Here is a 15,695-nt window from a genome sequence, read left to right on the forward strand (position 1 = left end):
ATGAACAAGTATATAAAGTATGGTTTAGCTCTTGTTGTAATTTCCATTATCGGAATTGCAATCTATTTCTTTGCCAAAAAATCAGATAATCATTCGGAAATGGGACATCAAAACGAGGTTTACACTTGTTCAATGCACCCGGAAATCATTAGAGATAAACCCGGAAATTGTCCCATTTGCGGAATGACTTTGGTAAAAAAAGTAACAGAGAATAATTCCGTTGACGACAATTCAATCGACAATCTTATAAAACCTACCGACAATTTTATAGTAGGTAATTATCAAACAACAACGGCAATAGACACTGCTTTGAGCAGTGAAATAAATTTACCGGGAATTGTGGAGTATGATCCCAATTCATCGGTAAATATTGCAGCTCGAATGAGCGGTCGAATCGAAAAAATGTATGTCAATTATAAATATCAAAAAGTAAATAAAGGACAAAAACTATTTGATTTATACAGCCCAGAATTACTGACGGAACAACAAAACTTCATTTATATGATTACTAATGATGCTGAAAATCCTTCGATTATTAATGCCTCCAGACAAAAATTGTTGCTTTATGGAATGACTGAAAATCAAATAAATGCGCTGTCTAATTCCAAAAAAGTTAACCCGTTAATAACCATTTATAGTCCAGCTTCTGGTATTATTGAAGGAACAGCAACGATGGATAATACAACTAATCCTGTGATGCAAAGTGCGAGTAACAACACTGAAGTTTTGAATGTTAAAGAAGGGAGTTATATAAAAAAGGGAGAAATCATTTTTAAACTATTAAATACGGATAAAGTATGGGGAATATTTAATGTTATCCAAGGATACAATAGTCTTGTCAAAGCCAATCAATCCATCAGAATTACTTCCGAACTAGACAAAAACGAACTCATAGATGCAAAAATCAATTTTGTCGAAACACAATTAAATCCAGCCGATAAAACCAACAGAATTCGAGTTTATTTAAATAATAATAAATTCAAATTACCAATTGGGTTAAGATTGCAAGGAGTTGTGAAAACAAATTCAGTAAATGGGATTTGGATTCAAAAACAGTCAATGGTAAGCATTGGAAACAAGAAAATAGTTTTCTTAAAAATGGACAATGGCTTTAAGGCATCCACTATAAAGACAGGAATTGAAATAGATGATTTTATCCAAATTATGGAAGGTATTTCAGTAAAAGACACCATTGCCAAAAACGCACAATATTTAATTGACAGCGAAAGCTTTATTAAAACCGAATAATAATGAAGACAATAAAAAAAATAAGTGTACTATCAATACTATTTATGGTAATGGTGGCTTGTAATACTAAAGACAAAGAAGACCATAGCAAAAACAATAAGAGTGCAGCAACAACATTTTACACTTGTTCTATGGATCCACAAGTTAAGGAAGACAAACCCGGAAAATGCCCCATTTGCCATATGGAGTTAACCCCAATAAAACAAGATGACACAGAGGCTAATGAAATAAGTTTGAGTAAACAGCAAATACAATTGGGAAATATCACTACACAAACTATTTCAGAAACTCAAAGCAGTTTAGAGCAAAATTATACAGGAGTCTTGTCCATTAATCAAGAAAAAATAAAAACCATTTCTGCAAGAGCAATGGGACGAATTGAAAAGTTGTATTTCAAAACCGTTGGTGATTATGTTTCTAAAAACCAAGCCGTATATCAATTGTATAGTGAAGATATTGCCATTGCCAAACAGGATTATTTTACGGCATACAAACAACTGGCAATGCCTGGCGATTTTGGAAAAAATGCCCGAAATATGCTCAATGCAGCAAAACAAAAACTGTTGTTCTTTGGTTTAACCAATGCCCAGATTGAAAGTATAAAAACCAGTAAGGAAGTTTCTCCTTATACCATTTTTTATAGCACTGCCAGTGGAACAATATCGGAAATAAGTACCACAGAAGGCAGTTATGCAATGGAAGGTTCCCCCATCATTAAATTGGCGGATTTAAACAGTCTTTGGTTAGAAACACAGGTAAACGTAAACTATGCCAAGAATCTAAAAATAGGACAAAAAGCCCAAATTACATTTTCCGATTTTCCTGATAAAACCATAAATGCGCAAGTTTCTTTTATCAATCCTGAAATAAATCCAGATACTCGTCTGCTTTTAATTCGATTGGAAATATCAAATCCAAATTTGCAATTAAAACCCGGGATGCAGGCTATGGCAAAATTAACACAATCCAATCTAAAAGGATTGTATATTCCTGTAGATGCAGTGATCAGGGAGGAAAACGCTTCCTATATTTGGGTTGAAAAAAGACCGGGAGTATTTGAAAACGTAATGGTAGAAACTGGAATAGAAACCAATGGAATGATAGAAATCAAATCTGAAATAGATCCTGCCAAAAAAGTCGTTATTACAGGGGCTTATGCCATAAACAGCGAATATAAATTCCGAAAAGGCAGTGATCCGATGGAAGGTATGAAAATGTAATTAAAACAGTAAGTATGAACAATTTTAATCAAATAATTCAACAATATAAAAACGATAACGAGAGTGTTTATAATACTTGGTTTGTTGACAATAATCAACGTTTAAAGGCATTCAGGACTATCCGACGCGGAATTATTCAGGTTGTTGAAGATATAAAAAATAAATCATTTCCAAATGATTTTAAAAATAGCAGCTTAGAATTTGTACTTAATTGCATTGCCGAGCAAAAACAGATATTTGTTGGGGTTTCACATCCTTTTTATTGGAAACCCAAACTCCGAATTCCTGACATCTATGAAAACCAAATCAATAAGATTGCTTTTGGCCAATTCTTAGAAAATTGTATTAATGCAAAAAACGAAGAACAAGTACTCAAAGAAATTGTTAAACTTGATGAATTACGTATTAAAGGATTAGGTCCGGCCGTTGCCAGTATTTTATATTTCTTACATCCAACATGGTTTCCTCCTTTCAACACAGCAATTGTAAACGGTTTTAATTTTTTGTTCAAGGATAAAAAGAAACTGGGAAGCTGGAGTGAATACTTAAAAATTAGAGAGACACTTATGGAGACCAATAACAAATTCAAATCAGAACTGTCTAATGACTTAGGTGCAATTGCAGGATTGTGTTTTGAAATTGGGACTCAAAAAATGCTCATAGGAAATGATGATTATTTGAGTGAAGAAGAACGATGTAAATTTGAAAAAAGTATTGTAAGACGTCAATTGGAAATTATTGAAGAAAAACAGGAAGAAAATTTACATAGTGAAATGCAATACCATTTATTAAAAATTGGTGCCTCACTTGGTTTCGATGTTACACCGGCAAACAATGATAAAAGCAAGTCTTTTAATGGCCTAAATTTTTCATTTATAGCAATGAATAAATTTCCTGAATTGCCTTGCGATAAAGACACACAAAACACTATCAAGCTTATCGATGTACTTTGGTTCGAAAAAGGAACAAATAATATTATTGGAGCATTTGAAGTAGAAAAAAGCACCAGTATTTATTCTGGCATTTTGCGCCTTTCAGACCTACATTTTAGCATTTCTGATGGAGATGAGGTATTTTATATTATAATCCCAGACAGTCGCGAAAAGGATGTTATTCAGCAACTCAACAGACCTGTCATAAAAAATTCAAGAATATGTATCAAATACATATTGTTTTCAGAGTTAAGAGCCAATTGTGATGCTATTTGCAAATTTGGTACAAACCATTCTATAATGGATAAAATCTCAAAATCAGTTTAATAAAAACCAATAATTAAATAGCAAAATGAATAAGAGAATAATATTAATAGTGTTTCTTCTAACTAATCTTTTTGGATTTACACAAAACGAAGGGAATGATTTGATTGGGAATTGGCAAACAAATGATAAAATTTATCTGATCAAAATTTTTAAAGAAAATAATCAATATCAAGCTACTATCTATTCTATTAAAGGTAAAATAGTAGAGAAGAAAAAAAATAATATTTGGGATTTAAAGTTTAATCCTGACAAAAAAATATGGGAAAATGGAAAACTACAGTTACCCGATATGAAGCATAGTGTTGACTGTCAAATTAAAATGAGTAACAAGAACGAAGCCATAATTTTAGGATATCATGGAATAAAATTTCTTGGAAAAGAAAGAAAAATGAAACGAATAAATGAGTAAACATATCAAACTCTATATCAAGAATATGGTGTGCAGCCGTTGCAAGATGGTAGTGAAATCTGTATTTGAAAGAATGGAAATTAATACTATTTCAGTTGAGTTGGGTGAAGTCGAATTAAAAAATAACATTCCCGAAAATCAAAAAAACGAATTACTAAAAAATCTTCGTGCTTTTGGCTTTGATTTAATCGATGATAGGAAAAGTAAAACGATTGACAAGATTAAAACATTGATTATTGATTTAGTCCAAAATAAAAACAATGATTTAAAAACAAACCTTTCAGAATATTTATATCAAGAGCTAAACCAAGACTATAATACTTTGAGCAATCTCTTTTCCGAAGTAGAAAACACAACAATTGAAAAATACTTCATCAATCAAAAAATTGAAAAAGTAAAGGAGTTGATTGTGTATGATGAATTATCGCTTAGTCAAATTGCCTATTCATTAAATTACAGTAGCGTTTCGCATTTAAGTAACCAATTCAAAAAAGTAACCGGTTTTTCACCAACATACTTCAAGAATTTAAAATCGATTAAAAGAAAACAAATAGAAGATTTATAAATCTTGCAAATCAAACCCAAAATTGTGCAACTCTAAAAAACAGTTAAGAAGGAAATTTGTATTAAAATAATATAAAAGATGATACATACTTACAACATTACCGGAATGACTTGCGATGGTTGTCGAACCAAAGTCGAAAAAACATTGAATGCTATTGATGGCGTTGAAGCTAAAGTTTCATTAAAGCCACCCATAGCCACTATAACTATGGAAAAGCACATTCCAACAACACAATTGCAAGAAGCATTAACTGCTATTGGAAAATACACCATAGAAATGAGCAGCACTAAAACCAAGGAGCACACTTTAACGAAAGATGTTGCTGAAAAATCATGTTGCTCCATGAATTCCCACAATCATAAAAAAGAAACTGTTGTCCAAACCAATGCGCCAGGAAAGTATTATTGTCCAATGCATTGCGAAGGCGAAAAAGTTTACGACAAAGCAGGTGACTGTCCTGTGTGTGGCATGGATTTAGTCAAAGCACCTGAACTAACTGCAAACAAGACATTATATACGTGTCCTATGCACCCCGAAGTTATTCAAGAAACTCCGGGTTCATGTCCTATTTGTGGAATGGATTTAGTGCCAATGAATCCAAGCGATACCGAAGACCAAAAAACGTATAAGGATCTTGTAAAGAAGATGAAAATTGCGGTTGTATTTACAGTTCCCATTTTCGCCATTGCAATGATAGAAATGGCTCACAATAATCCATTATTTAAAATAATGGATGCTCCTAAATGGAATTGGGTACAATTACTATTGTCGCTGCCTGTAGTTTTTTATGCTTGTTGGATATTCTTTGTTCGGGCATGGAAATCCATCATTACATGGAATCTAAATATGTTTACCCTTATAGGAATTGGTACAGGAGTAGCTTTTCTTTTTAGCTTAGTCGGAATGTTTTTTCCTGATATTTTCCCAAGCGAATTCAAAACCGAACACGGAACAGTGTTGCTCTATTTTGAAGCCACGACAGTAATCTTGACTTTAGTTTTGTTAGGACAATTACTTGAAGCAAGAGCGCACAGTCAAACCAGTGGAGCAATAAAAGAATTATTAAAACTAGCACCTACAGAAGCTACTTTAGTAATAGAAGGAGGCGACAAAATAATCTCAATCCACGACATCAAAAAAGGAGATTTATTACGGGTAAAACCCGGAGACAAAATTCCTGTTGATGGGAAAATTACCGATGGTGAAAGCAGTATCGATGAAGCCATGATTACAGGCGAACCAATACCCGTTGACAAAAAGAAAGGCGACAATGTAATTGCCGGAACAATCAATGGGAACAAGTCATTTATAATGGTTGCAGAAAAAGTGGGTTCAGAAACACTACTCTCTCAAATCGTTCAAATGGTCAACGATGCTTCCCGTTCGAGAGCGCCAATCCAAAAATTAGCCGATAGCATTTCCAAATATTTTGTTCCTATTGTAGTAATTATATCAGCAATTACATTTATCATTTGGGCAAAGTTTGGTCCCGAACCGGCATTAGTATATGGTTTTATAAATGCTATTGCCGTTTTAATTATTGCTTGTCCGTGTGCGTTAGGATTAGCAACACCCATGTCAGTAATGGTAGGTGTTGGTAAAGGTGCACAATCCGGCGTTTTGATAAAAAATGCCGAAGCTCTGGAAAACATGAATAAAGTAAATGTGCTTATAACGGATAAAACAGGAACAATAACCGAAGGAAAACCATCAGTCGAAAAAATTTATGCGACCAATAACAACGATAACGATTTATTGCAAAGCATAGCTTCATTAAACCAATATAGTGAGCATCCATTAGCACAAGCAGTAGTCAATTATTCAAAAACAAAATCCATTTCATTAATTGAAGTTAAGGATTTTGAAGCCGTTGCCGGAAAAGGAGTTACAGGAACAGTAACCAATAAAAAAGTAGCATTAGGAAATAAAAAACTAATGGAGCAAGTCAAAGCAACAGTTTCTGATGATATAGAAAATAAAATCCTAACCGAACAGAAGCTCGGAAAAACAGTATCATACATAGCCGTTGACGGAATTGCTGTTGGTTTTGTATCAATTTCCGATGCTATTAAAGAATCAAGCGCAGCAGCCATTAAAGAATTGATGCGTCAAGGGGTTGAAGTAATTATGCTAACCGGAGACAATGAAAACACAGCCAAAGCCGTTGCGGATGAATTGGGATTAGCGTCGTATAAAGCAGGATGCTTACCCGAAGACAAACTCAAAGAAATTAAAAAATTACAATCAGAGGGAAAAATTGTAGCCATGGCTGGCGATGGTATTAATGATGCTCCGGCATTAGCACAAGCCAATATCGGAATAGCAATGGGAACCGGAACAGACGTAGCCATAGAAAGTGCCAAAATCACTTTAGTAAAAGGCGATTTACAAGGCATTGTAAAAGCCAAAAACTTAAGCCATGCTGTTATGAGAAATATTAAACAAAATCTTTTTTTCGCCTTTTTCTATAACGTATTAGGTGTACCAATTGCAGCAGGAGTTTTATATCCAGTTTTTGGAATTTTATTATCTCCTATGATCGCCGCTTTAGCAATGTCATTTAGTTCTGTATCTGTAATTGTAAATGCATTGAGATTACGAAATTTAAAACTTTAAATAATAACAAAAACAACAAAATGAAATTAATTAATAATGTAGATAAATTAGGCACTCTGGGGCTTTTTTTCACAGCACTGTTTTCGCCTTGCTGTTTTCCTCTTTTTGCATTTGCAGCATCAGCTCTTGGACTTGGAAGCTTTGAATTATTTGGAGGATGGACGATGTGGATTTTTCAAGCGATGGTTTTAATTTCCATTGTTGGCTTAATCATTTCCTATCGTAAACATCGTTGCCTGTATCCTTTATTAATAGCAATCCCGAGTGGAATAACAATATTATTTGCCTATTATTTTAGCAAATCAGAAAATGCAGTTTATTTAATTTATGCTGGTATGCTTGGGCTTTTCATAGCTACGATAGTAAATTATTATCGAAACAAATTACACGGAAATTGTGATACTTGCACTATCTACAATGGAAAATCAGTAGAATTAAAATCTACATTAACATGTCCAAATTGTGGGTATAGTAAAGACGAAATAATGCCAACCGATGCTTGTCAGTTTTTTTATGAGTGTGAAAAATGCAAAACAGTTTTAAGACCTAAACAAGGCGATTGTTGCGTTTATTGTAGTTACGGAACTGTAAAGTGTCCACCAATACAAGCCGGAGATAATTGCTGTTAGAAATCACAAAATCAATATAACATAAAGTATAAAAATACAGTAATCAATAATTCAAAACAATGAAAAAAATATTCCTATTTCCCCTAATTATTTTACAATCAGTATTTATTTCTGCACAAAACAAAGTCCAGATAAGAATTACTTCTGCCAGTCCGGCAGCTTCATTTGAGCAAGAAGTAGGTAGTGCAAAAATCAAAATAACATACAGCAGACCGTTGGTCAGAGGGCGTAAAATATTTGGTGAGTTAGTACCTTTTGATAAGCTTTGGCGCACTGGTGCAAGTGACTGTACTGTCATAACAACTTCCGAAGATATTTCTTTTGGTAACAATGTATTAAAAACGGGTAGCTATTCAATATACTCAATTCCTTCAATAAATGAGTGGACTATAATTGTCAACTCAGACACTACTTTACATGGTGAAACTGGCTATGATGAGAAAAAAGATATTATGCGTTTCAAAGTCCCTTTAGAAAAAAGTCACAACTTTTATGAAACATTTACTATTGAATTAAATGACATCAATAGCAAAGGAGAAGCATTTCTAAAAATACTTTGGGAAAATACAATGGTTAAAATACCTGTAAAGAGCAAAGAGGACGATACTTTAATAGCGTTGATAAATCAACATATCATTAAAGCAAAAACGAAAGATGCCGCTTTATTATTTCAGGCCGCTAATTATTACTACAGTACTAATAGAGATTATAAACAAGCAATTCTATGGCTTTTGGAAGCAGAAAAAATAAACCCTGAAAATTTTTACTACCCAAATTTGAGACAAAAAATAGCTTCAGAAGCAAAAGATTATACTAATGCAATTGAAGCAGCAAAGAAAGCACTTTCGCTGGCGGATAAGGAAAAAATGAAAAGTTCAATAGAAATATTGAAGAAAAAAATAGCTGATTGGGAAATAATACTAAAAAATTAAAGTCATGAAAATCAAATTGTCAATTATAGTCTTTCTTTTTTTTACAATTCATTTTGTTACAGCACAAATTAATTCAACGCAAACATTTTACACCTGTGTAATGCATCCCGAAATACATTCATCCAAACCCGGTAAATGTCCCAAATGTGGTATGGCATTAGTAAAAGAAAAAACAAAGACAGTTGAACCGAAAGCAAGTGCAAAACCAAAAACCACTACACCTGTTAAAAAGACAACACTCGAAAAAACTAAATCTGCCTCCACAGACAAAGTCGATACTAATAAGGCTCATGATATGAAAAACATGGAGAAGGCACCGGCAAATCCTCCCATAAAAAAAAGAGTAATAAAAGACGAACCGCCAAAAGTAGTTAGGTACGATTTATATGTTCGCGATACAATAGTGAACTTTTCAGGAAAATCAAGAAGAGCAATAGCAGTAAATGGTCAAATTCCAATGCCCACATTAACCTTTACAGAAGGCGATACAGCAGAGATTTATGTTCATAACGAACTCGATGAAGAAACATCATTGCACTGGCATGGCTTGTTTTTACCTAACAAAGAAGATGGTGTTCCCAACCTTACACAAATGCCAATAAAGCCACACAGCACTTACAAATATTCCTTTCCAATTCGCCAACATGGTACACATTGGTACCATAGCCATTCCGGATTACAGGAACAAATCGGAATGTATGGTTCATTTGTAATGAATAAAAAAAATTCCGATCCGAATTTCCGAGAAGGAATAGATGATCTTCCAACAATTCCGATTGTGTTGAGCGAATGGACCGATATCAACCCCGAGAATGTCCATAGGATGCTACACAATGCATCAGATTGGTTTGCCATAAAAAAAGGCACAACCCAAAGCTATGGCGAAGCCATACAACAAGGCTATTTCAAAACCAAGATTATAAATGAATGGAAGCGCATGAACGCTATGGATGTAAGCGATGTTTACTATGAAAAATTCTTAATCAACGGTAAAAATGAGAGCCAGCTGTCACAATTTAAGGCAGGTGATAAAGTAAGATTACGGGTTTCGAATGGCGGTGCCTCAAGTAATTTTTGGCTAACGTATGCCGGAGGTAAAATTACCGTAGTCGCCAGTGATGGTAATGATGTCGAACCAGTTGAGGTAGACCGTTTGCTTATTGCCGTTTCTGAAACCTATGATGTTGTACTAACAATCACCGCAGAAAACACATCCTATGAGTTTTTAGCCACACCGGAAGATAGGACAAAATCAACTTCAATATACATTGGCAACGGCATCAAACAACTCATTTCACCTTTACCCAAACTGAAGTATTTCGAAGGAATGCAAATGATGAACGATATGATGAAGATGAATGGTGATCTTGATGACATGGGAATGCAGATGTCGTTGAACCAGATGGACATGAACGCCGTAATGTATCCCGAAATTACAGGCCCACAAAAAAAGGATTCTAAAGAAATGCCTATGGAAATGGATAAAGGAGAAGCCAAAAAGGATACTCCCGAAAAGCAGCATGATAGTCACAATATGGCAAATAAGTACAATCCCAATGAACTTGCTGATATCGTAACATTAAACTATGCCATGCTAAAATCGCCTATAAGCACAGCATTATCAAAAGACGCTCCTGTTAGGGAACTCAAGTTTGAACTTACCGGAAATATGAATCGCTATGTTTGGAGTTTGGATAATAAAGTCGTTTCAGAAACCGACAAAATTCTAATTAAAAAAGGAGAGATTTTGCGCATTGTTTTGCATAACAATTCAATGATGCGACACCCAATGCACTTGCATGGTCATGATTTTAGACTGATTAACGGGCATGGTGATTATGCGCCTTTAAAAAACATTATCGATATCATGCCAATGGAGACCGATACTATTGAATTCGCTGCAAGCGAAGACGGCGGTGACTGGTTCTTTCACTGTCATATCCTTTACCATATGATGTCTGGAATGGGAAGAGTTTTTAGTTATGAAAATTCGCCTCCAAATCCTGAAATCCCAAACCCTAAATTAGCCCAACGTAAATTATTTGCTGATGATAGGAAGTTTCATTTTATGGCAGAAAACGATTTTGCCACCAATGGAAACGATGGTATGGCAATGTTAAGTAATACACGCTGGAGTATCGGAACAGAATGGCGATTGGGTTACAATGACCATCATGGTTATGAAACAGAAACACATATTGGTCGCTATATTGGCAAAATGCAATGGCTCATGCCCTTCATAGGTTTCGATTGGCGCTACAGAAAGATGGGGAAAGACCAACAAGAGCATAATATTTTCAATCAAACCAATACGAAAGACATTCGTTCCGTTTTTAGCGCAGGTTTAGAATACATACTGCCAATGCTAATAAGAGCGCAGGCTGAGGTATTTACGGATGGTAATTTTAGATTTCAGTTGGAACGTATGGATATTCCGGTTTCCAAAAGGATACGTATGGATTTGATGTTGAATACAGACAAAGAATACATGGCAGGATTGCGATATATTATTAGAAGAAATCTTAGTGCACGGACTCATTATGACAGCGACATGGGATTTGGTTTGGGTGTAAATTTGAATTATTAAAGAATCCCATAATGAATATTTAAAAATAAGTAGATATTCCAAAATTAAATCCATCAGTAATAGATGGCGGATTGTCAAAAATATCACGTTGCTTTTGGAAACGATAATTCAAACGAATTACAGTTTGTGTATTAGGTCTAAAACTAATGGCGGGCATTATGCTCCACAAATCTTCACCAATATTTCCACCGGTTTCATTAAAAGTTCCTACATTCCAATCCACATACTCCAACCTACATGCCACATTTAAAACTGCTTTTTCCCAACCTAAAATAGTTTGGGAAAGAACAGGCTGAACCAAATCTATAAAACCTCCATGTTGTTTATTCCCAAATTGCTGTGTGTAGGTTTCTGGAACATCAACAGAAATCCAGGCAAATTCAGTTGTGATGAATGTTTTGGTAAAAGGGATTGTGGTGTTAAAGTCCAATGCAAAAACATGAACCCTTCTTTTTTCATCGATTATGATTCCGTCCTCTTGAAATTTGTTATAAATCCCGCCCATATAGGAAATTCCTAACTCTCCAATTTTACTGTTTCTTAAGGCTACTTTTCCGGTGAATAAAGGTTCACCACTATTGATTTCTTCAAATCGCTCCGGATTTTCTTTTGCAGCAGGTAAAAAAGTTTTGTTTTCAGAATTTTCAATTATGGAATCATCAAAACCGCCGGAAAAATACATTTCATAACCAAACATCCAATTTTTGTGATACTTTTTTCCAAAAATACCGGCACCCGAATTGCTAAAAGTGGCAGGTAAAAGTTGTGTTGCCGATATTGGTCTATCTGTAAACTCCCATTTGGGGCCATCATGGTTTTGATTAAAAGCACCTATAGGATTTAAAATAATTCCGGCTCTGAAATTTACCAATGGATGAAATTCAACATCAACAGAAGCAAACTCAACAGCCACTTCTTTTCCTCCATCTTCAAACTCTATTTCAGTTAAAAATTTTATCCTTTTACTTATCGCTGATGATACAAATAAGGTTAATCTTCTTGCCTGAAATTGATGTCCTTCCGAAATGCCATCTGTAGTTAGCTTTTGCCAATTTGTTTCAACATAGCCGCCAATTGCAATGGGTGTTTTATTGATGTTAAGCGATGGTCTGTTATAAACCGCATCCATATTTAGCAACTGCTTAATAGTGTCTTTTGGAATTCTTCTCAATAAAGTTGGATCAACTTGCGCAAATGAATTACATGCAAAAAAAATCAGTATTGTTACAAAAGGTATTCTTAAATTCATTTCAACGATATTTTTAAAATAGTATTTTCAATCACTACTGGAAACTTCCTTAAATCCATACTTGCCGGACCATTTTCTACAACTCCTCTATTACTAAATTCACTACCATGAGCTGAACATTGTAGTTTATCCCCAAAAACTTGCAACTCGGCACGTTGGTGTGTACATGCCATAAACAACGCCGAATATTCTGTAGCACTAAAACGATAAATACAGATAGGATGCGTTAAGGTTTCGTTCTGAACAATGATATATTTTTTATATTCTGTTTTATCATTATTCTTTATTTCAAAATCAGAAATTGGAACAATAAGGTCAGAGCCCTTTATTGGTTTTGTAGTCACTTGTGATGTGCTACAACTTTGCAGTAATGAAACACCTAAAACACCGCTTAAACACCCAAACCCACAAGTTTTTAGAAACTGTTTTCTATTCATGACTATAACGATTTCAAAAATTTCAATAACGCATTTTTGCTCTCCTGTGAAAGATTTTGGTAGGCATTTTTACTATTTATAGCTTCACCACCGTGCATCAGAATTGCTTGCTCTAAACTTGCGGCTCTTCCATCGTGCATTAGGAAAAGATTGCCTCCTTGTGAGTTTGCAGATAATCCAATTCCCCAAAGTGGCGGCGTTCGCCATTCAAAGGTTTTTGCGGTCCCTTCGGTATACCCGTCATCAAGGTTATTTCCCATATCGTGCAGTAAAAAATCGCTGTAAGGCGAAAACGTTGTAAAGGAAAGAGCTGCAATTGGAGAATAACCCGTATTCAATTCTGATTTATGGCACCCTACACAGTTAATTTGATTGAATGCATTTTTTCCCTGAATCACTTGGGCATCGTTTTGATTTCTCTGAATAGGAGCTTTTAACGTATGAAGATAAAAAGTGATATCATTTATTTTATTGATAGTAACTTCGGGATCAATTTCTGTATTAGAATAATGGTCAATTGGACTATAGGCAGACGTAATTCCCATATCCTGATTATAGGCTGTTGTAGTTTGTTGAAGCAAATTATATGTAGCAGCTTTTTTCCCAAAACGTCCAATATACTTTCCATTTTGAGATATGGCATTGTTTGTAATAATGACATAACCGGGAGCGTTAACCCAATTTACTACACCCGAAATTCCGTCACCATTCAAATCATCAGGGTCTGCCATTGCCAAAATTGAAGCATCAGTCATTGCTTCTACAAATCCTAAACCTGTAATTGCGGGAGGCATAAATCTCGAAAAAGTGGCTCCTGCAGGTAGCTGTTCAGGTAAGTATCCTGGCAAGGCTCTATTCTGCAATTGAGGTCCGCCTTGATTCAAATACATATTTCCGGTTTCATCAATTTGTCCAAATCGAATTAAGGATGTAAACGGATGGCCCTTTCCATCACCGGCATGGCAATTAATGCAACTGGTACTCACAAAGGTCGATCCCAATCCAGTATTTCGGGTAAACACTTCATTTACCGCCACATCTCCTCTTAAGAATTGCTGCAGTTCCGCACTCGAAAGCCCATCAACAGTTCCATCTAAAAGTTCATCACCTGATGGAACATCGACATAAGAGGTTTCACAGGATACAAACCCCATACAAACTATTAGTATAAAAATTAATATTTTCATTAATTATAAATTAAAATTTAGACAAAGCTAAAAATAAATATATTATAAAACTAAATTTTATAAGAAATATTTAAATTAATCGCATTTTATAAATTTATATTCTTATTTTTACGCTCGTGAAACTTTTAAACTACATATTATTACTTTTATTAGTCATATTCTTTATGCCTAATAACAGTTATGCTTGTGGTACTTGTTCTGATAAACACCCTGTAAAAAAAGAAATTTCCTCAAAAGCAGAAAAAGAAAATTGTTGCGATAGCAATAGTCACTCCAAAACAAAAAATCATAAAGGTTGTGGTGGGAAATGTGGTCATTCAAAATGTGCCTGCCCATCAGCAAGTAATGCTTTTATAGTCGCATCTGAACTTATTTTAAAAAATAATAACTTTGGTTTTTCTTTTGAAAAACAAAAATTTTCTAATGCAGAAACCTTTATTTCTTCAGATTTCAATTTCCTTTGGCTAATACCAAAAATAAGCTAAAAACCCCTTTTTGACAGCCATAGTTTTGTCAAATCAAAAGCATATTTTGTTTTAAAATCATATTATTTCTCGGTTAAGTAGTTAAACAAGTTTTTTTGACCACTTTAATCAACGAGGCATATCGAAAAGACAAACTAGGAACTTAAATAAAAAAAATGAAAACATTCAAACATATCAAACAAACAAAAAAAGGGGTTTTAATTGCGGCAAGTTTTCTTATTCTATTTATTTATGGATGCAGAACTTATAAAGTGCTTAATTCCGACTACGAAAGAAGTATTGATTTTTCTTTATATAAAACCTATGCCTGGTTGCCCGATAAAGACAATGAAACATCACAGAATAATGATTCAATCGTTCATAATAACATTAAAAATTATTTCACCCGTCATTTTGCAGATTTCGGATACAAAGCTGATACTGAAAACCCCGATTTATTATTTGAACAAGTTATTACAAATGCAAACAAAACAAGAACATACACAGATCAACATCCAGTAATTTCTAACTATGATTATCAGAGAAATCCTTATTATACTGCTACACCAAATCCTTATAACTACAATAACTCAAAAGCATATAATTATAATTATAAAAAACAAAATTATATACGAAACAACGGATATGCATACAAACCCCGCAAACAGCAATATAAAAGTGATACCCATACCGAAGAATATATAGAAAGTACATTCACGCTTAATGCCATTGACCGAAAAAAAAATAAATTAGTATGGACGTGCACTATACAAGCCAACATTTATAATGATACGTACGTCGAATCCGGCATTCATCCTGCCGTTCATTTAATTCTGAAAAACTACCCAGGTAAGAGAATTAATTAAATTCATTGAGCATCTTATCCCATCCGC

Annotated in this window: 14 protein-coding genes and 1 pseudogene; 12 read left to right on the forward strand and 3 right to left on the reverse strand. The window is 34.3% G+C overall.

The window, feature by feature from the left end; genetic code table 11:
• The 10 genes and pseudogenes from C8C84_RS15205 (at position 1) to C8C84_RS15245 (ending at position 11,465) form a co-directional block, all read left to right on the forward strand.
• Positions 1 to 1,248 (forward strand): efflux RND transporter periplasmic adaptor subunit, encoded by a 1,248-nt coding sequence (locus C8C84_RS15205; RefSeq protein WP_121314454.1) that lies wholly within the window; start codon positions 1 to 3, stop codon positions 1,246 to 1,248.
• A 2-nt stretch (positions 1,249 to 1,250) separates the two neighbouring features.
• Positions 1,251 to 2,468, forward strand: a complete 1,218-nt coding sequence (locus tag C8C84_RS15210) for an efflux RND transporter periplasmic adaptor subunit (RefSeq protein WP_121314455.1) — start codon at positions 1,251 to 1,253, stop codon at positions 2,466 to 2,468.
• A gap of 14 nt (positions 2,469 to 2,482) precedes the next feature.
• A complete protein-coding gene (locus C8C84_RS15215) occupies positions 2,483 to 3,727 on the forward strand; it encodes a hypothetical protein (RefSeq protein ID WP_121314456.1) in 1,245 nt (414 codons plus the stop codon).
• 25 nt (positions 3,728 to 3,752) lie between these two features.
• Positions 3,753 to 4,136 carry a DUF2147 domain-containing protein gene (locus tag C8C84_RS15220; RefSeq protein ID WP_121314457.1) on the forward strand — a complete coding sequence of 128 codons (384 nt, stop codon included), beginning with the start codon at positions 3,753 to 3,755 and terminating at the stop codon, positions 4,134 to 4,136.
• Positions 4,129 to 4,701 (forward strand): AraC family transcriptional regulator, encoded by a 573-nt coding sequence (locus C8C84_RS15225; protein ID WP_233549839.1) that lies wholly within the window; start codon positions 4,129 to 4,131, stop codon positions 4,699 to 4,701. The genes C8C84_RS15220 and C8C84_RS15225 overlap by 8 nt, the downstream gene beginning before the upstream one ends.
• Before the next feature lie 78 nt (positions 4,702 to 4,779).
• Positions 4,780 to 7,317, forward strand: a complete 2,538-nt coding sequence (locus C8C84_RS15230) for a heavy metal translocating P-type ATPase (RefSeq protein WP_121314458.1) — start codon at positions 4,780 to 4,782, stop codon at positions 7,315 to 7,317.
• 20 nt (positions 7,318 to 7,337) lie between these two features.
• Positions 7,338 to 7,676: pseudogene (locus tag C8C84_RS17205) on the forward strand (MerC domain-containing protein); the annotation flags it as partial.
• A 51-nt stretch (positions 7,677 to 7,727) separates the two neighbouring features.
• Positions 7,728 to 7,946 (forward strand): GDCCVxC domain-containing (seleno)protein, encoded by a 219-nt coding sequence (locus C8C84_RS17210; protein ID WP_035124236.1) that lies wholly within the window; start codon positions 7,728 to 7,730, stop codon positions 7,944 to 7,946.
• Positions 7,947 to 8,005: 59 nt separating this feature from the next.
• On the forward strand, positions 8,006 to 8,878 hold the full coding sequence (locus C8C84_RS15240) for a DUF2911 domain-containing protein (RefSeq protein ID WP_121314459.1): 873 nt from the start codon (positions 8,006 to 8,008) through the stop codon (positions 8,876 to 8,878).
• 4 nt (positions 8,879 to 8,882) lie between these two features.
• The gene (locus C8C84_RS15245) at positions 8,883 to 11,465 is read left to right on the forward strand and encodes a multicopper oxidase domain-containing protein (RefSeq protein WP_121314460.1); all 2,583 of its coding nucleotides are present in this window, start codon (positions 8,883 to 8,885) and stop codon (positions 11,463 to 11,465) included.
• 19 nt (positions 11,466 to 11,484) lie between these two features.
• Here C8C84_RS15245 and C8C84_RS15250 read toward each other — a convergent pair whose 3' ends face one another.
• From C8C84_RS15250 to C8C84_RS15260, 3 genes are read right to left on the reverse strand one after another with little or no spacing between them, the layout of a single operon-like run.
• The gene (locus C8C84_RS15250; protein WP_121314461.1) at positions 11,485 to 12,714 is read right to left on the reverse strand and encodes a hypothetical protein; all 1,230 of its coding nucleotides are present in this window, start codon (positions 12,712 to 12,714) and stop codon (positions 11,485 to 11,487) included.
• On the reverse strand, positions 12,711 to 13,151 hold the full coding sequence (locus tag C8C84_RS15255; RefSeq protein WP_121314462.1) for a Rieske 2Fe-2S domain-containing protein: 441 nt from the start codon (positions 13,149 to 13,151) through the stop codon (positions 12,711 to 12,713). The genes C8C84_RS15250 and C8C84_RS15255 overlap by 4 nt, the downstream gene beginning before the upstream one ends.
• Positions 13,152 to 13,153: 2 nt before the next feature.
• Positions 13,154 to 14,338 (reverse strand): di-heme oxidoredictase family protein, encoded by a 1,185-nt coding sequence (locus C8C84_RS15260; RefSeq protein WP_121314463.1) that lies wholly within the window; start codon positions 14,336 to 14,338, stop codon positions 13,154 to 13,156.
• 164 nt (positions 14,339 to 14,502) lie between these two features.
• On the opposite strand from C8C84_RS15260, the gene C8C84_RS15265 reads away from it, so the two are divergent.
• Positions 14,503 to 14,823: a hypothetical protein gene (locus C8C84_RS15265; RefSeq protein WP_121314464.1), complete on the forward strand. Its 321-nt coding sequence runs from the start codon at positions 14,503 to 14,505 to the stop codon at positions 14,821 to 14,823.
• Between the two features lie 155 nt (positions 14,824 to 14,978).
• Positions 14,979 to 15,668, forward strand: coding sequence for a DUF4136 domain-containing protein (locus C8C84_RS15270; protein ID WP_121314465.1), 690 nt, complete (start codon positions 14,979 to 14,981; stop codon positions 15,666 to 15,668).
• Positions 15,669 to 15,695: the final 27 nt, after the last annotated feature.

The organism is Flavobacterium sp. 102 (assembly GCF_003634615.1).
Lineage (GTDB): Bacteria > Bacteroidota > Bacteroidia > Flavobacteriales > Flavobacteriaceae > Flavobacterium.